The organism is Wukongibacter baidiensis (assembly GCF_050888315.1).
GTDB lineage: Bacteria > Bacillota > Clostridia > Peptostreptococcales > Caminicellaceae > Wukongibacter > Wukongibacter baidiensis.
In genome coordinates, this window is sequence record NZ_CP138202.1 from 2119013 (window position 1) to 2141920 (window position 22908).

Annotated in this window: 22 protein-coding genes and 2 riboswitches; of the genes, 4 read left to right on the plus strand and 18 right to left on the minus strand. The window is 32.6% G+C overall.

The window, feature by feature from the left end; translation table 11 throughout:
• Positions 1-141 precede the first annotated feature (141 nt).
• From R9X47_RS09575 to R9X47_RS09595, 5 genes are all read right to left on the minus strand, one after another.
• Positions 142-837 (minus strand): hypothetical protein, encoded by a 696-nt coding sequence (locus R9X47_RS09575; RefSeq protein ID WP_432666577.1) that lies wholly within the window; start codon positions 835-837, stop codon positions 142-144.
• Positions 834-1643 (minus strand): hypothetical protein, encoded by an 810-nt coding sequence (locus R9X47_RS09580; RefSeq protein ID WP_432666578.1) that lies wholly within the window; start codon positions 1641-1643, stop codon positions 834-836. Before R9X47_RS09580 ends, R9X47_RS09575 begins: the two co-directional genes overlap by 4 nt.
• A 250-nt stretch (positions 1644-1893) precedes the next feature.
• Positions 1894-2460 (minus strand): GDYXXLXY domain-containing protein, encoded by a 567-nt coding sequence (locus R9X47_RS09585; RefSeq protein ID WP_432666579.1) that lies wholly within the window; start codon positions 2458-2460, stop codon positions 1894-1896.
• Positions 2444-3532, minus strand: coding sequence for a DUF2157 domain-containing protein (locus tag R9X47_RS09590; protein ID WP_432666580.1), 1089 nt, complete (start codon positions 3530-3532; stop codon positions 2444-2446). The genes R9X47_RS09585 and R9X47_RS09590 overlap by 17 nt, the downstream gene beginning before the upstream one ends.
• 276 nt (positions 3533-3808) lie before the next feature.
• Complete coding sequence (locus tag R9X47_RS09595; protein WP_432666581.1) at positions 3809-3943, minus strand: hypothetical protein; 135 nt, start codon at positions 3941-3943, stop codon at positions 3809-3811.
• Between the two features lie 70 nt (positions 3944-4013).
• A riboswitch (glycine riboswitch) is annotated at positions 4014-4107 on the minus strand.
• 321 nt (positions 4108-4428) lie between these two features.
• Between R9X47_RS09595 and ppk2 the strand changes: the two genes are divergently transcribed.
• The gene (ppk2, locus tag R9X47_RS09600) at positions 4429-5223 is read left to right on the plus strand and encodes a polyphosphate kinase 2 (protein ID WP_432666582.1); all 795 of its coding nucleotides are present in this window, start codon (positions 4429-4431) and stop codon (positions 5221-5223) included.
• A gap of 160 nt (positions 5224-5383) precedes the next feature.
• On the opposite strand, the gene R9X47_RS09605 is transcribed toward ppk2, so the two are convergent.
• From R9X47_RS09605 to R9X47_RS09650, 10 genes are all read right to left on the minus strand, one after another.
• Positions 5384-6850 carry a UDP-N-acetylmuramoyl-L-alanyl-D-glutamate--2,6-diaminopimelate ligase gene (locus R9X47_RS09605; protein ID WP_432666583.1) on the minus strand — a complete coding sequence of 489 codons (1467 nt, stop codon included), beginning with the start codon at positions 6848-6850 and terminating at the stop codon, positions 5384-5386.
• Between the two features lie 64 nt (positions 6851-6914).
• Positions 6915-9554: an ABC transporter permease gene (locus tag R9X47_RS09610; protein ID WP_432666584.1), complete on the minus strand. Its 2640-nt coding sequence runs from the start codon at positions 9552-9554 to the stop codon at positions 6915-6917.
• Positions 9551-10225, minus strand: a complete 675-nt coding sequence (locus R9X47_RS09615) for an ABC transporter ATP-binding protein (RefSeq protein WP_432666585.1) — start codon at positions 10223-10225, stop codon at positions 9551-9553. The genes R9X47_RS09610 and R9X47_RS09615 overlap by 4 nt, the downstream gene beginning before the upstream one ends.
• Positions 10226-10294: 69 nt before the next feature.
• Positions 10295-11521: a sensor histidine kinase gene (locus R9X47_RS09620; RefSeq protein WP_432666586.1), complete on the minus strand. Its 1227-nt coding sequence runs from the start codon at positions 11519-11521 to the stop codon at positions 10295-10297.
• Positions 11522-11525: 4 nt separating this feature from the next.
• The gene (locus R9X47_RS09625) at positions 11526-12194 is read right to left on the minus strand and encodes a response regulator transcription factor (RefSeq protein ID WP_432666587.1); all 669 of its coding nucleotides are present in this window, start codon (positions 12192-12194) and stop codon (positions 11526-11528) included.
• A 309-nt stretch (positions 12195-12503) separates the two neighbouring features.
• The gene (locus tag R9X47_RS09630) at positions 12504-13052 is read right to left on the minus strand and encodes a gamma carbonic anhydrase family protein (RefSeq protein WP_432666588.1); all 549 of its coding nucleotides are present in this window, start codon (positions 13050-13052) and stop codon (positions 12504-12506) included.
• Between the two features lie 125 nt (positions 13053-13177).
• On the minus strand, positions 13178-14182 hold the full coding sequence (locus R9X47_RS09635; RefSeq protein ID WP_432666589.1) for a metal ABC transporter substrate-binding protein: 1005 nt from the start codon (positions 14180-14182) through the stop codon (positions 13178-13180).
• A gap of 44 nt (positions 14183-14226) precedes the next feature.
• A complete protein-coding gene (locus R9X47_RS09640; RefSeq protein WP_432666590.1) occupies positions 14227-15528 on the minus strand; it encodes a HAMP domain-containing sensor histidine kinase in 1302 nt (433 codons plus the stop codon).
• A 128-nt stretch (positions 15529-15656) separates the two neighbouring features.
• Complete coding sequence (locus R9X47_RS09645; protein ID WP_432666591.1) at positions 15657-16337, minus strand: response regulator transcription factor; 681 nt, start codon at positions 16335-16337, stop codon at positions 15657-15659.
• Positions 16338-16453: 116 nt separating this feature from the next.
• A complete protein-coding gene (locus R9X47_RS09650; RefSeq protein ID WP_432666592.1) occupies positions 16454-17089 on the minus strand; it encodes a hypothetical protein in 636 nt (211 codons plus the stop codon).
• Between the two features lie 309 nt (positions 17090-17398).
• Between R9X47_RS09650 and msrB the strand changes: the two genes are divergently transcribed.
• Positions 17399-18418 carry a peptide-methionine (R)-S-oxide reductase MsrB gene (gene msrB / locus R9X47_RS09655; RefSeq protein WP_432667615.1) on the plus strand — a complete coding sequence of 340 codons (1020 nt, stop codon included), beginning with the start codon at positions 17399-17401 and terminating at the stop codon, positions 18416-18418.
• 111 nt (positions 18419-18529) lie between these two features.
• On the opposite strand, the gene R9X47_RS09660 is transcribed toward msrB, so the two are convergent.
• The 3 genes from R9X47_RS09660 to R9X47_RS09670 all read right to left on the minus strand — a co-directional run bounded on the left by R9X47_RS09660 (position 18530) and on the right by R9X47_RS09670 (position 20682).
• Positions 18530-19051 (minus strand): ferritin family protein, encoded by a 522-nt coding sequence (locus R9X47_RS09660; protein ID WP_432666593.1) that lies wholly within the window; start codon positions 19049-19051, stop codon positions 18530-18532.
• Between the two features lie 215 nt (positions 19052-19266).
• Complete coding sequence (locus R9X47_RS09665) at positions 19267-19818, minus strand: DUF421 domain-containing protein (protein WP_432666594.1); 552 nt, start codon at positions 19816-19818, stop codon at positions 19267-19269.
• Positions 19819-20007: 189 nt separating this feature from the next.
• Positions 20008-20682 carry a cell wall hydrolase gene (locus R9X47_RS09670; RefSeq protein ID WP_432666595.1) on the minus strand — a complete coding sequence of 225 codons (675 nt, stop codon included), beginning with the start codon at positions 20680-20682 and terminating at the stop codon, positions 20008-20010.
• Between the two features lie 8 nt (positions 20683-20690).
• Positions 20691-20825: riboswitch (cyclic di-AMP (ydaO/yuaA leader) on the minus strand.
• Between the two features lie 467 nt (positions 20826-21292).
• Between R9X47_RS09670 and R9X47_RS09675 the strand changes: the two genes are divergently transcribed.
• Positions 21293-22111 (plus strand): motility protein A, encoded by an 819-nt coding sequence (locus tag R9X47_RS09675; RefSeq protein WP_432666596.1) that lies wholly within the window; start codon positions 21293-21295, stop codon positions 22109-22111.
• Positions 22095-22823 (plus strand): OmpA/MotB family protein, encoded by a 729-nt coding sequence (locus R9X47_RS09680; protein ID WP_432666597.1) that lies wholly within the window; start codon positions 22095-22097, stop codon positions 22821-22823. The genes R9X47_RS09675 and R9X47_RS09680 overlap by 17 nt, the downstream gene beginning before the upstream one ends.
• The last annotated feature ends 85 nt before the right edge of the window (positions 22824-22908 follow it).

The window sequence follows — 22908 nt, forward strand, 5'->3', positions numbered from 1 at the left end:
TAAGGACATATGTCTCGCAACATAATTTTGTATAGCAAGACAATTTCATTTCCTCATGATCTAATATTCAGCATAACATATTTTATCAAATAAATTGCTTATTTAAAAGCCTTTATAATTACTAAGTCTAGTTAGAATTAACTACTTTAATCTCTCTATAAGCCTAAAAATATCCTCAGATTCTTTGTCAATTTCTTCTTCCTGTAAACGCAACACATAAACCTTACTATCCATTTCTAGAACAAAGTCTATTGAATGGAAATCCACATTATTGTTTTTTAATATTTGAATTACTCTATATGATATTTCAGCAAATTCTATATTATTCTTAATAGAATTATCATAATACTCAACATATACAGTCTCAATAATTTTGTTATAATCTACATTTTTATCAGTATCAAGAGCCTCACTTTTCTCTGCGTCGGCACTTATATCCCGAATATATTTAAAGACCTCTTCCTTTTCAAAGTATGAGTTAATTATATTATTCATTTCTTTCCTGTTTTTTATTTCTAGATATTTTTCTGATATGGAGTTGTTATATTTATATTTAAGAATGCCAAATTCAGTGCCGTCATTTTTGCAATATACCTTTGCATAGTATTTATCATATAGAATATCGTATTTAACCCAATGTACCTTAAAAGATTTTTCTGGATATTTTCCTTTTAAATGGCCTTTAAATTCATTATAAATCATATATTTATTAATGTTAAAAGCAATTATAAAGATCATTATCACAATAATAATTGCTAATCCAATTTTCTTTAAAATTTTAAACACCACCCAGTCTATAGATGTATGGCTGAAAAACTTAATATTCTCAATTATCATTCAAGATACTTTTTTGATATATACTCATACCAACCTTTTTCTAATTCATTAGGCGTGATACCTACAACCTTTTCAACGTTTCCATTATTTTTAATAAGATTTCTCACAGTTTCCATATTCCATTCATATTTTATATATTCAATTATTGTATATCCTATTTCATATATTTCTGGCCTTTGAATTGAATCTCTTATCTCTGTAAATTTTTGATACTTGTCTGTTTTTAAATCTTTAATTTCCTTAGGATTTTTAAATTGGTTTGCTTCATATAGTGCTATACTCTCCCAAAGCCAAGTATTCTTATAAGCAAATGATGAGATATTATTGGTCACAACATGAGTAAACTCATGTACTGCGACTTGTAAAATAGCATCATAGCTGTGGGCAGGACCTGGATTGTTTGGAGATACTATTCTAACCTCATCTACTCCGTAGGCTGTTCCCACAGCCCAGTCAGGATAGTTAGACCATCCCATTCCTTTATGGAATGTCTTAAGACCTGGATATATTCTTATTTTAATTTTAGGTAAGTTATCTGGTTTCAGATCATTGACTACTTTCTTATAATTATTTTCAAGAGTTTTATCTATCTCTGTAATGGAATCCTTATCTTGCAATGTAAAATAATAAATAAAATGCTCCTTTTCTTCCATAATAAAATCATTTTGACCATCTGAATTAGTGCTAGAGGTGTCTTCTACTATTCTTTTCTCCTCGTTAGAGGTTATTTTATTATTTGTGCACCCTGAAAAGATCAAAGTACAAATAAGTAAGTTAATGATAACTTTAATAACTAAATTTTTCAACTTAATCCCCCCGTATCATTTCATATAAAATTTCAAGCCAACCTCCTTCAATATTATATATCCATTATATCCCAAAATTCAGGTGTATGCCCTCAAATTACAATTAAGCAAATATGACCTAGATTATAGGGTTGTCACTAACACCTTAATCTGAAAGTAATATAGAACTTCATATAAAGTAGAATTAGGGCCTATCTCATTAAATCATATTATGAGTTCAGCCCCAGTCTCTTTTAATAGCTTCGTTATACTATTTCAAAATAATTTCCTTTAACAATGGATATCCTCTGTATACTTTAATCTTCGCATAGGCCTCTCCCGCTCTTACTTTTTCTTCTAATTCTTTTCCTGTATTTTCAGGAACAAAATACTTATCTAGAGCATAATCTACTCTGATTCCCTTTATTTCTCTCTCTTTACTATAATCCCAAATATTATATTCGTATTTGCCTTCTATATATATTCCTTCCTTTGGTTCTTCCAGGGTTACTCTGTCTACTTCATAATCCCCATCCTTTTCAGTTAAATGTACATAAAGCTTTTTATTCCCTAAGTCAATATATGAAGGCGCTCCATCAATTCTATCTAATATTTCTTTATCTAGCTTGCTAATATCTATTTCATTAATCTCATAGTTTAGTCTTATATAGTCACCTCTGAACAAGTCTCTAGGGTCATATGCCTTTGTTTTAATGAGTATTTCTTCTCCTAGTAGATTTGTTACTAAGGGTTGTATGGACATGGAAATCAGTAGAATAAACATTATTAAAAAGGATAATAGATATTTAAATCCTCTTCCTCTAATTAGTTTTTTCATCTAGGTCACCTCCACGATTTTTTCTAATTCTTTCAAAGTAATGACCAAAGCCTAAAAGAATTAGTCCTCCAATGATAAAGAATAGTGATTTTGGCATAAAATCGTATAGAGTATCAAAATAATATCTTAGTATCAAAATACAAGTAAATAACAACGGTGTTAAAAGACGCTTTCTAACTAAGCTTAGTAGGTATATGATTAATAATATACCAAAGGCAATAGCAACATAATTCCCGTCACCTATACCTATAAAGGATAGTTCTTCCCAAAGACTGTCAAAGGTTAATGCTAACCCACTTATTCCTAGTACAATCATTCCTTGTAGCTTAAATATATCTAGATTCAAGTCATGCTTAATATAGTACATTCCAAGACCAATTAGAAAAAATACTATTGCTATATATATACCTTCTATATCAAAGTAATTTAAAAAGTATAGGATAGAGTTAAGAGCCACCGCTGTATTTAAGAAAGTTATTAGTTTTGAAAAATTGAAGTACTTATTTCCTATATAGAAAATAGAAACTAGCAGTATTGCATAAATCATTATGTTTTGATTAAAGCTTCCATTGATATATATTAAAGCTAGTATATGGGAAAAGATGAATAACATTTTCTCTTTTAGTATAAGACCTACTGATAGTACACCTATTGTCCATAGTAGAAACGATTGTGTAAATTCTCCACCAAAGTTAAATATCTGTCCCATTAGGAATATACCTGCACCGTATATTAAAGCACTTAAATATAATAAGGCCTTTGATGTCTTTGGATAGTTTATCTCTAGTTTAAAGGATGTAAATATAGATGTTCCCAATGTAGCTATTATAATAGCTATCTTTAAGAATTTGCCCATATAGGCCCAATTACTAGCTATAAAGCTTAAAATCCCAAGTCCAATTAGAACTGCACCTATAGTTACAAGTATCTTTATAAAGTTTATACCTGAATCCTCTTCATAAGAAGTCATAATATCATTTAACTGACTCTCTGTAATAACGCCCCTATCTTTATGTCCCCTCAATTCATTTAAAAGAAATTTATAATTTGATTTGCTGAGTCGCTTTTTCATTATCCTTCACCTCACTTATAAGTTTTTTAAAAGGATTTTTATATCCATAGTGTAATTTTACACTATTTTTGTCATTGTTACAAGTTTCATTATCTTCGCTTACTAACTTATATCCATTTCACAAGCACCTTAACCTCTCATCAACAAAGTATGTATTATAACAAAAAAGAGTGCCTCAGAATGGCGAATTTCTATGTTATTTGAAATTTATCATTCTGAGACACCCTTGTTTCTGAACTCATAGGCTGCTTTTATGAGACAGCCCCTTGATCTGGACTATAACTTCCATTCAATTAATCCACCAATTTCAGCAGCTTCTTTATTCTTTGCCTTATCTCTTGATACCTGTAGTGTGAAATCTACAAATAGTACCAATGTCATTACTAAAGCTACGCCCTTTAAAATTTCCATGTTTTATTCCTCCTTAAATTTTTATATACAAAAAGGACAGGGAGTAAAATAGCATTACAAAATAAATGCTACTTTACTCCCTGTCCTTTTATCTGAAAGTTTCCTTATATTCATAAGTTGCTTCGTCGATGCGCTCACTTGAGCGTCTCTCCAGGGGTGTGTCTGATTATTGTATCGAACCTGAAAGTTTCAAAGCAAATCTATAGCTTAGTTTGCTTTTTGCTCCTACGGTTATCCAAATTGGATATCTCCAATAATCTTCATCCACAAATATTCAGTTTCTATCCTCATAATAACTCACAATCTAAAGATAGTCAAACATTTTTTTCTATGATACATTAGGGAATTATTAGTAATCAAAATGCTTGCTTACAGTAAAAGGACAAGAGCTGTTATTTTTCTGAAATTTGTTTAAAAAGCTCTATTTTAGGTAGAATATGTAATATAGAGTCTTGTTAAGTACTAAGGATAGGGGGCGGATTTTATTGGCTAAAATTAAGAAGAAAATCTATGAAGAAGAGCTCGAAAAACTTCATCTCGAATTAGTTAAGCTTCAAGCATGGGTGAAGGAACAGGGAAAAAAGGTCATAGTCGTTTTTGAAGGTCGCGATGCAGCTGGTAAGGGTGGAATAATAAAGAGAATAATCGAACCCTTAAACCCAAGATTTTATAGGATAGTAGCCCTTGGGGTTCCAACGGAAAAGGAAAAATCACAGTGGTATTATCAAAGATATGTTCAGCATTTTCCATCGGCAGGAGAGATAGTGATATTCGATAGAAGCTGGTATAATCGAGCTGGAGTTGAAAGAGTAATGGGTTTTTGCAGTGATGATGAATATTGGTATTTTATGAAGTCATGTGCTGAATTCGAAAAAATGCTTATAAACTCAGGTATTATTTTAATAAAATACTGGTTATCTGTATCCGATGAAGAACAGGAAAAAAGATTTAAAGAAAGAATAAAAAATCCTCTAAAGCAATGGAAGATTAGTCCTATGGATTTAGAATCTAGAACAAGATGGAGTAAATATGCTAGAGCTAAGGATGTAATGTTTCAATATACTGATACTGAAACGTCTCCATGGTACGTAATAAATGCAGATAATAAAAAGCTTGCCCGATTAAATTGTATTCATCATTTTTTAAGTTTGATCCCATATGAGGAAGTAACGCAAGAAAAAATAGAATTACCGCCTAAGCATAAGGACAAAGATTATATAAGGCCACCTATCGATTCTCAACGATGGATTCCTGAAATATATAACAGACTCACTAAATAATTTAAACTCCTGTGTTAGATCCTAAGTCTAGAAGTTATGAGATTTCCTATATATTAGAAAAAATCTGTGTACACTCTACATTCGCTTACTTAAGCCATCCCTAGAGTTTACACAGATTTTTTAGTTTATATTTTTCTTCTATTTATCCGGTTTAGAGTTACTAATTCCTGCTGAGTTCTTCTAAGGCACGGGCTATTATTTCCTTTTCATTAAAATACATAACATGCTCTCCAATTATTTGCTTCCTTTCATGACCTTTTCCTGTAATTAGTATGGTATCATTTTCTTTACTGTTTAGAATTGCATATCGGATAGCCTCTTCTCTATTCAAAATTTCTATATATCTTCCATTAGTTTCTCTAAGTCCTTTTTTGATCTCGTTTATAATTTTTTGAGGATTTTCTGATCGACAGTTATCCGTTGTTAAAACTGCTAAATCGCAATATTGTGCTGCAATATTTCCCATTTTACTCCTTTTTGTCTGATCCCTTTCTCCAACACAGCCAAAGACCATAACTATTCTTCCTTTGGCAGATTTACTAATTGTTTCTAGGATTTTATGAAATCCGTCGGGCGTATGGGCATAGTCTATGATGACATTGAAGTTCTTGTTTGTAGGAACAATTTCAAATCTGCCTGGGATACTTCTAAGGGATTCTAATCCTTTTTTTATACATTCCAACTCCAGGCCTAAAATATAACCAAATGCTGCAGCTGCTAAGCTATTATATATATTGAACATTCCTGGGATATTTATCTTAATATCTATTTTTCCTCGGGGAGTATTAAGAGAAAATTTGCTATGATAATCAAAGAGAGAAATTTCCGTAGCAAAGATGTCTGCTCTATCTTCTATCCCATATGTCAGTAAAGGAGTTCCAATATCTACTACCTCACCAGTCAGTCTTTTGCCAAATCTATCATCTATATTTATAATGTTCAAGCTGTTTGCCTTAAGGAATAATTGTTTTTTAACATTGTAATAGTTCTCCATATCCTTGTGGAAATCTAAGTGTTCATGTGTTAAGTTCGTGAATATTCCTATATCGAAATCGCAATCCCTTATCCGATCTAACTGTATGGAATGAGATGAAACCTCCACAATACAAGTCTCAACATTTTCATCAATCATCAATTTAAATATTCGTTGTAGCTCTAGAGATTCCGGCGTTGTATGGGTAGAGCAAAAACATTTTCCTTTGATTATTGTTCCTAGAGTTCCTATTAACCCAACTTCTCTATCCGGTGTATCCAAAATTGATTTTAGAAAATGGGCCGTTGTTGTTTTTCCATTTGTCCCGGTTACGCCAATTAACTTTATTTTTTCTGATGGGTTTCCATAAAAGTAGGCTGCCAGACAACTCAATGTCTTTCTTGTATCTTTTACTCTAATGATTGTAGCATCTGGTAAGGCCTCGATGTCTTTGCTTACTATAATTACCTTTGCACCTTTTGAAATAGCGTCATCAATATACCGGTGACCGTCTAACTTTAACCCTTCTATTGCTACGAAAATATAATCTTCCTTTACACAATTTGAGTTATAAGCTATACCCTTTACCAATATATCAATACTTCCCTTTACTTCAACATTATTTAGTTGTTTTATTAATTCTTCAAGTTTCACATTAGTTCTTCTCCTTTATTTATCCTTCGTGAAAGTACCTAGTTTCAAATAAATATCGCTTTACTTAATCTGCTTCTCTAAGGGCATCGGCTAAGTTTGATTTTAACATTCTATTTATAGGCAACGTTCCTGCTATTACTGCAATAATAGTTGAAAATACTAATGATAATAATAAGTATATTAGTGGGCTTTGATAATCGATAGCTAAAAATCTATTCATTATATTTATTATTAAATATTGAAAAGCTAGACCTGTTATGCCGCCATATATAGTTCCCTTAATAGCATATATAAGGCATTCAAGAAATAAATTTTTCCACAATTGTTGGATACTCATACCAACAGCCCTTAACATAGCTACTTCACGCTTTCTATTAGAAAGGTTTGTTGCAATAGTGTTAAATATATTCAGGCTGCAAATTATTACAATAACTGTTATAAACCCATATATAAAGATGTTCATAACTAATATTATATCTTTAAGTTTTTTGCTTTTTTCATATGGACTATTTAGCAGAAATCCATTATATGCTCCGAAGGAACTTTTAGTAGCCTTTTCTAGCTTTTTACTTAATCCTTCAGGTGTATTTTTCTTTGCTTTAATTGCAACATTTCCCTTTGTGTATAAACTATTTTCAATATCTTCAGCAGGTGATAAATACATTGAGATATTTTCTTCTGGTACAACAATATATCCCTGGCTACGACGTTTTACATACCAAGGAGGCTCACTTAGCTCCCCAGCAACTCTAACTTTTTTGAGTTCAGTCAATTCATCATTATAAACTCGTCCAATGGAAAGTTCATCACCTGTTTTGAAATCACTAAACTCTATAACACTCATACTACCATTCTTTCGAAATGTTTCAGTCTGACTAAACAATACTTCTTTGCTCTTAATCAAATAATCATAATCAGGTGTAGATCCTTTAAATCTCAAAGTTTCATAATTTTTTCTACTAACAGGAATAATATCAATCTCCTTTAGGTTATTTCCTAATTTCATGTATTTATCATCGTACACATATGGCGTATCTATGGAGTAGTACTTTCTAAATGTTTCTTCGTAGTCATTAGGAACTCTATTTTTAGGTACATTTATCATAAATCTTAATGGATATACCGATTGAGTGTATTCAATTTCATCATATTGATCTAACACCCTTACAATATCCAAATAGTTTTTTTCAGTTTTAGGGAAGTGGTGATTCGAGTTCAAGAAAAACTCAGCACTATTTCCTCCACCATAATTTTGCAGGGAATAGTTTAGACCCATCGATAATCCTACCACCGATATAAATAGTACTACACTTACTATTACTGATATTACTGTTGCTCTATAACGGCTTTTGTGTCTTTTTATGTTTCTAGATGCTAGAGACCAAGAAAATCCAAATATTGGCTCACTTATTTTGCTAATTATACCAATCCTGTTATTATTACCATCAACTATCATATTGCCTCTTACGGCTTCGACAGGAGATATCTTGCTTGCTTTTTTTGCTGGTAACCATGCTGAAATAAGTATTGTTATTAAACTTGAAAACATAGCAGCTCCAATTGGCCAATAGGATGTAACCCATCTAAGGTTATTTAACATATCAAGTTCAATACCGCTTACAACTAAAATAACTAAACGCATTGATAGAAGTGCTACTAATATACCAAGGGGCTGAGCTATAGCCCAAATAACAATTCCTTCTGCCAAAACAATATTTCTAATCTGCTTCTTTGTTGCACCAATACAGCGTAAAATACCTAATTGAGTAATTTTTTCTGAATAGGATAAAGCAAAGGAATTTTTAATTACCATTGTCATTGCAACTAGAATAATTGCACACAAAATAGCAAATACGACTAAAAACATAAATCGTATCTTATCATTTCCCTGACCTATCCATCTTAAAAAGCCATCGTTAGAATCATAATAGGCATAGGTATTGAATTTTAAATCCTTCATAACTTGATCTATACTCTTCTTGTAGTTCAGTACAGACTTTACCTTAACATAGGTACTAAAGGCATGATCCCCTGATGGATTAATCGTAAGAGCTTCCGATATATTAAACATCCTACTAAATCTAAATCGTTCATATATTCCCACGATTTTAAAGGTTCTTGTTCCTGTTTTGTTGAACTCAAAATTAGTGTACTCATCATCTACATATTCTAGCCCTGTTCCTATATCAAAGGTAACTTCACTTCCTAGGGGCTTGCTGCCCTTCCAAAATGATGCGGAACCGTTAGATATAATTAATTCATTTTCATTCTCTGGCATTCTGCCTTCAATAATCCTATTTGCGTATGGAAACATGGAAAGTACTGCACTATCATACTCTTTTAGGTTATAAAAATTATAGTCGTTTGAAGTCGCTTCATTTTCATTCTTTCCTTCTATTAATCCTATCTTTAAGTAATTATCCTCTGCTGCAACTCCAGCTTCTTCTACAAGCATGTTATCTGGAACTTTTAAAGCTGATTCTAAAGAAATCTTCTCATTACTTTCAGCAGGCGTATATATTTTATAATGCCAGTCGCCTCTTGTTTGTATATGTGTTTCCTTAACCATGTTCTGAAAACTTGTTATTAGTATCCCTGTTGAGGCAAATAGGGCTACTGCCATTACTACACTAAAAACCGTTAATAAATTTCGCCTTTTCTGAGATTTTAAATACCTAAGAGCAAGGTTTAGTGAAGTATTCACCTGTCATCACCCCTTACTTTTCCATCCTCCATGAATATGGTTCGGTCCGCTTGAGCTGCAATTGATGGATCATGGGTAATTAAAATCAATGTTTGTCCATATTTTTTGACTGCAAGCTTTAAAAGGGATATGATTTCTCTTGAATTTTTAGTATCAAGACTGCCAGTTGGTTCATCAGCTAGAATTATAGCAGGCCTATTTATAAGTGCTCGTCCAATTGCAATACGCTGCTGCTGACCTCCAGAAAGTTGATTTGGAAAGTGCTTTCTTCTATCACCTAATCCAAGGGTTTCAATTATCTCTTCTAAATATTCTTTCTCTACATCTCTACCATCAAGCTTTATGGGTATAGTTATGTTTTCTTCGGCATTTAGGACAGGTATCAAATTATAAAACTGAAATACGAATCCTATTTTTCGCCTACGAAATATGGCCAACTCCCTTTCCTTGGCGTTAAAAACGTCTATTCCATCTATAATAACTTTTCCACTTGTAGGTTTATCCACAGCACCTAGCATATGCAATAGGGTTGACTTCCCACTTCCAGAAGGTCCAGTTATAGCTACAAATTCGCCTTTATCTATTTTTATACTTACATTCTTTAGTGCATCTACTTCCGTTTCATCTTTACCATAAATTTTGCATAGGTCCTGGGTTTCAATAAAGCTCATCTTTGTTCCTCCTTAGATATTATGTTAATAATTATCTAATACCTATCTGTATTTTCAGTGAATATAATCTTAAGATTTCTTAAGAAAGGTTATAACAAATTCAGTACCTATGCCAACCTCGCTATTTACATATATATCTGCATCATTTTTCACTAAAATTTCCCTAGCTAATTCCAGCCCTATTCCTACACTTCCTGTCTTTTGTCCCTCTACTTGGAAAAAGCGCTTGAAAATATGGGCTAAATCCTTTTTTCTTATTCCCTCGCCATTATCTTGAATTCTAACTTCTACAGTCATTGGAGTTTCATCGGAAATGACTTTTATAATTCCACCTTCTTTAGTATGTTCTATGGCATTTTTTATAATATTCCCAAAGGCTTCTGCTACCCATTGACAGTCATGTACTAAGATTATTTCCCCAGTAGCTTCCACAATAAGTTTTATGCTTTTCTTCTTTGCAATAGCATAAAATGGAGCAATAGCCGTATCAATTGTGTCAGCTAAATAATATGGCTTTTTAATCATTTCAATGGAATTTGCCTCAATCCTTGCCATCTTCAACAGTCCCTGTACTAGCCAGTCAATTCGATCTATCTGCTCTTTACTTTGGTTCAAAAACTCAGTTCTCACTTTGGGCTCTATTTCTGATTTATTAAGCATAATTTCGTTGTACATTCTAATTGCAGAGAGTGGTGTTTTGAGTTGATGGGATATATCTGTAAGCATTTTGTTAAGCAGCTTTTTATCTTTATTTAGAGCTTCGACTTGATATCCAGATCTCTTTGCTAATGAATTTATTGTACTTTTTAAAATTGCGATTTCACCATCATTAATATCAGAGAATACATTCATATCTGTTAAGTCACCCACCTGCATCTTAGAACTGATTTGCCTAATTTCTTTGAAAACCCTATTGAGTGAATTACTCAATATCATAACTGCAGATACAAAAAAAATAGAAATAACAATAATCACAATAGAAGTATTTCTAAAAAAAATCATCTTATAATGGGCAAAGATTGAAGACATATTGGTTCCGTAGCTATACTCTGATAGGATATCTTTCCCTGTTTGATGGTCTTCTTTATTTATCTCTCCAGTTATAATTGATAGCTCACCTATATCCTTATTCTGATGCATTGCGCCTACCAAGGACATATCATATTCTACTAATTCTCGAATTGTAATAACACTGAAAATAAAACTACTGATACTTCCCAGTATTATTAAAAAAACAAAAACTATTACTAAATGTAAAGCACTTTTCTTTACTATTTTATTTGAAAAGATATTCATACTTTTATATCTCCATTCTGTAGCCTATTCCTCGAATCGTCACAATTGAAGCTTCTGAGTTTAAACTGCGCAGTTTTTCACGAATATGCCTTATATGCACTGAAACTGTATTGTCATCAATATACTTCCCTCGATTATCCCAAATTCTATCTAAAATCACACTTCTTGTAAGTGTTTTATTCACATTAGTAATAAAGAAGGTTAGCAATCTCATTTCAGTTGCAGTAAGCTCAAGCTTTACCCCCTCTACATATGCAGTACATAATTCTATATTTACCTGCAAATCTCCAGCCCTAACAATGTTGCCTCTAGCTGGGTTTCTACGACGAATATTCGCCTTTATTCTAGACATTAATACTTTAAGCTGAAATGGCTTAGTTACATAGTCGTCACCACCAATGTCTAAACCCATGACAATATTTACTTCGTCATCATAGGAAGTGAGGAAAATAATTGGAACATCGGATTTATTACGAATCTCTCTACAAAGTTCATACCCGTTACCATCTGGCAATTCTACATCCATAACAACAATGTCAAAACTGCTATCGAAAAGTTCTCGAGCCTCTTTAGCTGTTGGTGCATGCAAACACTCAAACCCCTCATCCTTAAATGTATACATTATACCTATTGCAAGTGATTTATCATCCTCAACCAAAAGAATTTTTGCCATATTTCATACCTCCATACATGATTAGCTTTGTAATCTCATACTTAGTTTAAGTTTTAATTTTTATTAGAAAGTGTATTTCCTCATAAATATCGATATCCCCACCCCAGGGATATTGATATTATATTCTTTCTTTAGGTCAAATACAACCATAATAAAGGAGCCATTAATATCCAAATAGCCAAAGAAGTATTTTATCTTTTAAGTTCTAGTAAAATAGAAAGACTCAAAATCTAGTAATTTACTAAATTTCGAGTCTATTAGTATTATTAAATCGAACCTACTTCACGGTTCTAGTCGTTGTGATATAACTTACACAATTTTTTCTCCATTGTATATTTCTCCACCTGCATCGGGCATTATTTTGTAACGTTTCGTCCATAGGGTTTTATACTTTACAGCTTGAGCATGAATCTTATCTATATTTTCGCTTAGGGTTTTAACAACCTTACCAGGTACACCAACCACAAGGGAATATGGCGGAATAATCTGTTTTTCTTTTACTAAGGCTCCTGCTGCAATAATACTTCCCTTGCCAATAACTGCTCCATTTAGTATAGTAGCACTCATACCAATAAGACAATGATCCTCTATAGTACATCCATGTATAACAGCATTGTGCCCTACTGTAACAAAGTCACCTATGATAGTCGGACAATCATCAGCTACATGTACAACACTATTGTCCTGAATATTAGAATATCGTCCTATCTCAATACGATTCACATCGCCTCTAGCAACTGTGTTAAACCAAAGGCTTCCAAATTCCTTTATAGTAACATCACCAATTACCTTTGCACCATCAGCAATAAATACCTTACCATCAAGTTTAGGGATTATGCCTTCAAATTCTTTAATCATAGCCGTCCTTGTCTCCTCTCGTCCTAATGTATTCTCCTCATACTCCATATTTATTATAACAATTTTAACTAGATATTCATTAGAAAAGCTCAAATTCCTTATTGGAATTTGAGCTTTTAGCGATCTTAATATAGAGCTTTTTTAAGGCTTTCTAAGTTTTCTTCCATTATAGATATATAATCCTTACCAGCCTCAATATCTTCCTTAGGCAATCCTCCAATTGGATTGAGCACCGCAGTCTGTGCTCCTGTCTCCTTAGCTAACACCTGAGAAAGCTTTGGACTAGTTAATGATTCATAAAATATATACTTTACTCCATGCTCTTTAACTAGTTCAGTTATTTCTGCCATCTTGAAGGCGCTAGGCTCTTCCTGTGGTGTTAATCCTGAAATAGCCACCTGCTTTAATCCATATCTATCAGCAAGATATCCAAATGCCGCGTGGGCTACTACAATCTCATCCATCTTTCTATCCTTTAATTCATCCCTAATTCTGTCATCTAATCCTTTAAGTTTATCGCTCAACTGATTAAAATTTGCTTCATAAAATTCTCTGTTCTCTCCATCTGCTTTTACAAGAGCATCTTTTATATTTTTAGCTTGTTCTATTGCTCTAATAGGATCTAGCCATACATGTGGATCATATTCTCCATGCCCATGATCATCTTCGTGCTCTTCTCCCTCATGTTTTTCGTCTTCATGCTCGTCTTTATGTTCTTCGCCATTCTCTTCATGCTCACCTGAGTGCTCTTCAAGCTTTAATAAATCTATTCCCTCAGATGCTTCTACAACAATCAGTTCCTTATTACTTAAAGCTCCAATCACCCTATCAGCCCACATCTCCATCTGTACTCCATTATAAATAAAAATGTCTGCCTTCTCCATTTTAGCCATAAGCTTTGCTGTTGGTTCCCAATCATGGGGTTCTGCTCCTGGTGGAACCATTAGCTCTAGATCAATCTTATCTTTACCAATTTCCTTTGCCAAATAATACATTGGGTAAATACTAGCATATACCTCTACTCTACTAATCTCTTTTGCAGTACTTTCTGATTGAGGCTTAGCATTATTGCTGCAAGCCGATATAAAAATTAGCAAGGATACTAATAATATACTAAGAACTTTTTTCATTTCTAATACTCCTTTCCTTAGTAAATCAGATGTGTCAGTAATATTTATATATCTATTGTATTATACCCATTCAAAATAAAATAAAACTCTATACCTATAGGAGTATTACGAACACCAAATTCACTATCATGGGATTTCAAAATATTACGTACGATTGATAATCCCAATCCCGTACCTCCCGTTTCCTTACTCCTTGACTTGTCTAGTCTATAAAATCTATCCCATATTTTTCCCATTTGCTCTTTACTCATATGTTGACTAGTATTTTCTACAGCTATAAATACCCTATCACTATCTAGTTTTATTTTTACATTTATTCTCCCATTTTCCTCTGTATATCTTACTGCATTGCTCAATAGATTTTCAACAACTACCTCAATCTTCTTTTTATCTGCATCAACCAGTATTTCTTTTTCATCAAACTCTTTTTTAAAGTCAATATTCTTCTTATCAATACTGGTTTCAAACCTTGTAATGATATCTAAGGTTAACTTATGTATATTAAACTTTTCCTTATTGAATGAAAAGCCTTCACTCTCCGTTTTAAATATTTCTAGCATATCCACCACTAACTTATTCATCTTACTTATTTCAATCTGTATTAAATCTAAATATTCGTCCCTTTCTTCACTGTAAATTCCATCCTTAATTCCTTCAATATATCCACCAATAATAGCCAACGGAGTCTTTAATTCATGGGATGCATTTGCCGTAAATTCCTTAAGTCTTTGATTATTTAATCTCAGCTTTTCAAGACTATCCTCAAGATTTGTTGATAATGTATTTAAGCTTCTTGCTAAGCTTCCGATTTCATCATCACTGTCTTCTTTTAGACTTTGTGAAAAATCTAAAGCCGCCATCTTCTTAGCTACCTTATCCATTTCTATTAAAGGTTTTGAAATTATTCTAGAGTAGAGATAGGAGAAAATAAATATGGCAATTATTATTATAAAAAATATAAGTAAGAAAAAATATTGAACAGTATTCCTAATATCTTTAGGAAGCCTTACTTCATCCATAACAAATATGAACTCTCTATTCCCATTATGCTTCAGTATCGGTGCTAAAAATATTACTACCCTTGTACCTAATATATCATCCCAATGATCGTATTTGCTTATTTGGGTGATATCTTTAATATCATAGTTTTCTAAAAAACATTCCTTAGCATCTTCATATATAGATTTGTTCTCCTTAGCTATTGTGTTCTCTAAAACTTCTTTTCCATCTTCATCGAGTATAGCTATAATATAGCTTTCTTCTTGCTCTATATTATCTATGTATGACTTAATCTCCAATTTCTCTTTACTATACACTTCTTGAATATGTTCTATGCTCCTTCTCATTTCATTGTTCCTTCTATAAAAGTAGAATTTATCAAATAATGATGTTTGTAAAACCATAGCTATATTCAGAAAAAGTATGCATAGCAAAATAGTCCCGATGAATAGCTTAAAAACTATGCTATTGGTTTTCATTTCTCCACCTCAAATTTGTATCCTACCCCTGTCATAGTTTTGATATATTGGGCTTTATCCATGAGTTTTTTCCTAAGCTTCTTTATGTATGTATCCACTGCTCTACTATCACCTACATAATCATATCCCCAAACATGGTCTAGTATCTTATCTCTTTCAAGGACTATGCCCTTATTCTTTATTAGATACAACAACAGTGAGTATTCTTTGGGAGATAAGTCGATATATTTATCATAGATTTTCACATTATGGGCTAATTGATCTATTTCAATCCCCCGGACACTTATCACATCTTCACCGCTTGAGTCTTTATTGTCAACTCGACTAAGTAATGCCTTGGCTCTAGCAACTAAAACCTTATAGCTAAAGGGTTTTGTTACATATTCATCGGCTCCAAGGTTGAATCCCATGAGTTGATCTTCCTCATCACTTCTAGCTGTTAGCATAATAATGGGAACATTGGATTTTTCTCTAATTCTATTACAAACCGACCAGCCGTCCATCTTTGGAAGCATAATGTCTAAAACTATTAGATTTATCTCATATAAATCAAAAACATCAACGGCTTCCATTCCATCTCGAGCCTCATAAACTTTAAATTCATTGGCCTTAAAATAATCTCTCATAATCTTTCTGATTTGATTATCATCTTCTACTAATAATATATTTTTGTTCACTAAGCTATCACCTCATGGATTTGACTTTATGAAAAGTAGAAATAGGGTGTTTCAGAATAAATGAAATTTCACCAAACAGAGAAATTTGTCATTCTGAGACACCCTTCTTCTTAAGTTTACGAAGTTAGTCCTAATATATATAATAATAAAATGTTTATCAAGGGTAGACCAATTATAATTTTAGCAATTCGATACTTTTGCTTAAAATATACTACCCAAGACCCTATTAGTGAAGCTCCTATCACTATTGGTAGTGTTTGGGCTGCTAGCTTTATTAACCCTATAGAAGCTGGAGCTCCTTCCATATTCCATGGAGAAAAATATCCCATCATCACAGAAGGATAAAATACAATTCCCCATATAATAGAGAGTACAATCAAGGTCAACTTGCTATTCTCAGTAACACCATATCCTAAGGTTGTTCCTATTAAAAGCGGAATAGTACCAACTACTGATGTGGCAACAATTGGAGGAACTATAAGTCCACTAACAATTGATACCAATAGCGCTATTGGAACAGAGATAAGATATCCAATAATTATTCCCTTTTTACGTTTACCATCTATATCTTTTCTTAAAAGGTATATCAATAAAGCTCCTGATATCAGACCCATTGGAGCAAATATAAGACTTTGTAAGAATAATTCTGCTGGTAAATTGGCAAACCTTATAAAAAATATGATATTTTGTATCATAGGAAATATTAGTGCAATAGGTATTATCCATATATAAGATAATTTTTTATCTTTCATTTTTATTCCTCCTCATAATTATATTATTTATATCACTCTTATCTTATGGCTTCATTATACCTTATGGATGTGTAAATAATGTGTACATCAAATAGAAATTTTATGTATTTAAAATACACACTATTTTGGTAGAGTTTTTTTATTTATATAGTTCTCCTTAGGGTATATATAATGCAAAAGGAGGATTGCCCTATGAGATTAAAAAAAGGTATATGGATTCTAATATCTATATCACTGGTTTTGTTTATATATGGTTCTGTACTTAAGTCCAATCATAACAATACTGGTGAACCAATAGTCTATTCGGAGATGTTAGAAGAAAATCAAAGTAAAAACTATTCCTTAGCTACTTTTTCCGGTGGGTGCTTTTGGTGTATGGAAGAACCCTTTGAAAAACTTGATGGAGTTATTAGTGTAGTGTCTGGATATACCGGTGGACACAAAGAGAATCCCACCTATAAAGAGGTTTCAAAGGGAACTACGGGTCATATAGAGTCTATACAAATAACCTATGATCCAAGTAAGCTCAGCTACCAAAAGCTTCTAGAGGTATTCTTTATGCAAATAAACCCAACAGATTCCGGTGGTCAATTTGTTGATAGAGGACAGCAATATACAACAGCCATATTTTTTCATAATGAAGATCAAAAATCCTTAGCCGAGGATTACATTAAGGATCTTGATGCCTTAGAAATTTTCGAAAAACCTATCGTAACTCCAGTTATTAAAGCCTCTATCTTCTACCCTGCAGAAGAATATCATCAGGATTACTATAAAAAGAGCAAGTTCAAATATAAGTTCTATAGATCAAACTCTGGTAGAGATCAGTATTTAGAAAAAATATGGAACGACGAAGAAAATAGAACTAAACTATCAAAACTATCGACAATAGAATATACTAAGCCATCTCCAGAAGAATTAAAAAAAATTCTAACCAAAATTCAATATAAGATAACACAGGAAAATGGTACTGAACCACCTTTTGATAATGAATACTGGGATAGTAAAGCAGAGGGGATATATGTGGATATAGTGTCAGGTGAGCCTCTATTTAGCTCAACTCATAAATACGATTCCGGAACAGGTTGGCCTAGCTTCTATGAACCTCTTGCATCAGAAAATATTGTTGAGAAGATAGACAAAAGCTTATTCTCTGTAAGAACAGAGGTTAGAAGTAAATATGGTGATTCCCATTTAGGCCATGTATTTGATGATGGTCCAAAGCCTACTGGTCTTAGATATTGTATAAACTCTGCTGCACTGCGATTTATTGCTAAGGATGATTTGGAGAAGGAAGGTTATGAAAAGTATCTATATTTGTTTGAATAATTGTTAGTAAAGTTTATTTTGAGTTTTAATGTAGCATGACTATAATAGACGGTTCCAGGATACAATTCAAAAGTTTCTTGGAACCGTCTAATTACTTCATATTTCTTTTTTCTATCTAGTTAGATATACATTTGTCATCATCAGATGTTCTTCTTCCACTTCAGCTATAGCTCGGAAAATCTCTCTTATACGAGGTTCAGGAGCTCTATTGGCCACATCAGTATAAAACTTAACTGCCCTCACTTCATGTTTGTTGGATTCCTTCATATTAATAAAGTCACTATCAGCACATTCTTCAGTAAATATTTTTGGAAGTTCTATCCCTATAGCTTCGGAGAAAACCTCAGCATGTTCAAATTCTTGTTTCATTAAACGTTTAAAGATAGCTTCCGTCACTTGATTTTCAGCTTTTGCTGCTGCGCATTTATAATAGTAATAATTGTCTAACTCTAATTCTATAGCATATAAACAGTCTAAAAAACTTTGATGGCTCATCTCAACTTCACCATAGTCTATCCATTCAGCTGCAGGTAAAACACGCTTTCCAGCGGAACCGCAGTAAGGACATCGCTCTGGAGGAGTTGACACTAGAGATGTCTCACCACAAATTTGACAACGATACGGATTCATCATCAGTCTTCACCCCCTTTTCTTTGTGCTAACGATTTGCTTCTTCTAGTTTCACCTTGTCCTTTGGTCAATATAAAATATGCAAACAACAAAACAAGTGTTCCTTTATGGATTGATGTACTTTTTCTTTGATTATGGTTTTATATAAGTCAACTATATTTAAAGGGTCTAGAATCAGCTTTAAAATACTGATCCTAGACCCTGTTCTTTTAACAAAATTACTTATCTTTCTTCTTTAACTCTTCTACTAAATTTATGTACTCTCCAAGATTATTCTGTCTATCGATAACTTTATTCAATATAAACTCCATATCTTCTACAGTAATAGGCTGAGCAGCCTTTGTGAGCTCAAAGCCTAGCTCTCCATTAGTCTCAAGGGTGGCTTTCTTTACATCTTCAATCTTACTGATTCCCTTCTGTCTCAGTCTAGAGTACAATTCATCCTTAGTAAGTCTAAGCTTCTTCATATTTTTCTCATCAATGATCCCATCGGTAACGATGATTTTTTCTTGTCCTACTGCAATTTTTTCAAAGCCTTTAGAGTAGAATTCTACGGCTTCAAATAATATTAGAAGGATTGCAAGTATAACGGCTACAGCAATGGTCTTTTTTATATCCTTGTCAGCAAAGGGCTCAACAATTATGTGGCCTAATGAAAGTACTAGGACGGTTTGAGAAATAGTCATCTGGGAAATAGATCGTCTGCCCGTTAATCTAAGCAAGATTACTGCAATAATATAAAGAACGATAGGTTTTAATATAAATGGCATAAAAACAACTCCTAAAAGTAACGTTACTTTATGTAAGTTCAACCTGATTAGTAATATTATTATAAAAATAGCAATTTTTATACGGCCATGATAATGCAACAAAAAGAAGGTGTCTCATAAGATTCCTTTATGAGACACCCCCTTTTCTTAGTCACTATCCTTTAATTTTTCTTAGTCCCTATTTTTATTCTATCTATAGAACACATGGTTTCCAATTCTCATTACATATGTTTTATTATTTACAATCCACTTTCCAGCTGATTTAGCAGGATTAAAGAAATAAGTACTGCTTCCAACTGGTCTTACTCCATTTAAAGCGTCCTTTGCTGCTTGTATACTTTCAGCTGATGGGTTATTATAAATAGTTCCTTCTTCAACAGGGCTGAATTGAGGAATACCTTTATAGTATTCAAATATTACACCCTTTACGGTATTTGGAAAATCACCTGATTTTACTCTATTTAGAATAACATTTCCAACAGCTACCTTACCATTATACGGCTCTCCACTTGCCTCAGCATGGATTATTCTAGAAAGCCAATATAAGTTGGTAGAATAACTACTACTTGATCCAGAATATAAAATAGACAATGTCTGTCTACCGGCTATCCCATCAACAGTAATTTTATTTGCTATTTGAAATTTGATTACAGCATTTTGAGTCTTTGAACCATAAATACCATCAACGGGACCAGCCCAATAACCTTTGTTGTTTAGATTTTGCTGTAATTTAGACACTTCGCTACCTCTACTACCAAATCTTAATGTCGGATAATAATTCGCAGCATAGGCGCTCGTTAGTGGAAGTAAGAATAAAAATAAGATAAGGGTTATAGACACGATACTTTTTTTACGTATTTTCATACACAATACACTCCTTCCTATATTTGCTTCCGAAGTTAGCTGACGGGTGCGGGATAGAAGGTTCCCTACCATGTTCTTCATGGATTAACCCCATATTTGGTTCCTCCGTACCTGGATAGTCCAGGATTCAGCAAGTGTCGTGTGACCATATGAATATTATTATACAAGCTCACCAATATTATGTCAACCACTTTCGCCAAATTACCATTATTTACATAAAACAAATATGATATTATCACTACAAACTTCATATCACTCACATTTCTTTCTTTCCTCCGCAATTCCAATCATCTTACACTTTATATCACCACACCTTTTTACAGCAAAAAAATAGATTTTGGCCTTATTGCCAAAACCCATCTTCTTTACCCAATCAAAAAACAACCTTTTATGGTTTACATAAATCTTTTTCCAACAATAATATGTATACTGTAAATTTCTAATTTATAACACATTCTTTTATAACAATTCAAAGTGTTTATAATTTTCTATGTGTGATAAAATATTCCATATTAATACAAAATCTGCAATATATAAGTTGAGTTAAATACAATATATGATAAAATATAACTTAGATTGAAAATTAAACTTAATTATACGGAGGTGCACTTTGAACAACTCAAAAAACAGAAGCTTAAATATAGGAATAATTGCAGTATTGCTAATTCTCCTTTGTCATTCTATCCTTGGCACCATATCCTTAGAGAGCTTTATAAATATAAAAGCCTTGGAACTAATACTTGCAGGCGTATGTCTAGCTGTCATAATAAGCTACTCCTTTGAAACTATAATATATACTATAAACACTATAAAAAATAGTTTTAATGTTGAAATTGACCATGAGAGCGACATATTTACTCTTTATGAGTTTGCTGTAAAGGTTAAAAAAGATGGTGCACTAAAGATAGAATCTGAAATACTTGATCATGATAATGAATTCGTTACAAGTGCAATGAGCCTTGTATGTGACTATGTGAAACCCGAAAATATAAGAGATATCCTTGAAAAGGACATAGAGTCAAGGAGAGCTAAGCTTTTTAAGGCCTATAATGTACTTAGGATGATATCACAGGTAGCCCCATCCTTTGGCCTTATCGGTACTCTAATAGGTATGGTAGGCTTATTATCTCATATTGACAGCCCTAAATTAATTATGACCAACATGTCATCGGCTCTAGTAAGTACACTTTATGGTGCACTCGTAGCCAACTTCATTGCTGTTCCCTTGATGGGGAGAGTAAAAGAATTGATCGATAGAAAGACTCTACAATATAGAATTATCACTGAAGGTGCTATCTTAATTGCCAAAAATGATTCCGTAAGGAACGTTTTTGATAACATGAACGTTATGCTTCCCGATGATTTAAGATTACAATATCCAAGAAATTTTGGAGAAAGGAATTATAGCGAAAATGAATTCAAATTTTGATGATAATACTGATTATGGAAATGATGTTTCTAGTCATTGGATGATAACATACAGTGACATGATTACAATAATACTATGCTTTTTTATCATATTCTTTACCTTCTCCGCAAAAGAAATCAGTGCCCTTTATACTGTAAAAGACTCATTAATTAATAAAGTAGACAAACTAAGCGATGAAAATATGAAACTAAGTAATGAAAATGTAAAACTTGTTGAAGAAAGAGAGTCCTTATCGGAAGAACTTTTTCAAATTAGAAATGTTGAAACTGATTTAAGCACCTCAAATGAAGAATTTATTTCTTTCTTAAGAAATAATGATTTTCTAGAGGATGTATCTATTAGCCAAAGAGAAAATGAACTAGTTATTAGATTTAAGAATAATATTTTATTTGATAGTGGAAGTGCGGAAGTAACTGAAAATGGCTATAAAATTCTAGACAAAATTGCTGATAAACTTAAGATGATTGACAATAATTTTGTGGTTGAAGGTTTTACAGATAATATGCCAATTAATACGGAGCAATTTCCTTCAAATTGGGAGCTTTCTTCGGCTAGGGCAATAAGTGTAGTAAAGTTTTTCATAAATCAAAAACATATTTCCGACAAAAGAATTTCCTTTAGTGGCTGGGGGGAACGAAAGCCTATAGCCTCAAATGATACCGAGAAAGGTAGGGCCCAAAACAGAAGGATCGAAGTGAGAATAATCAAATAAGTTATATATAACTAACTATAGAGATTCCAGTCAAAACTTTAATTTATACATATCAAAAACTCTCCAGAATCATCGGATATTTTGA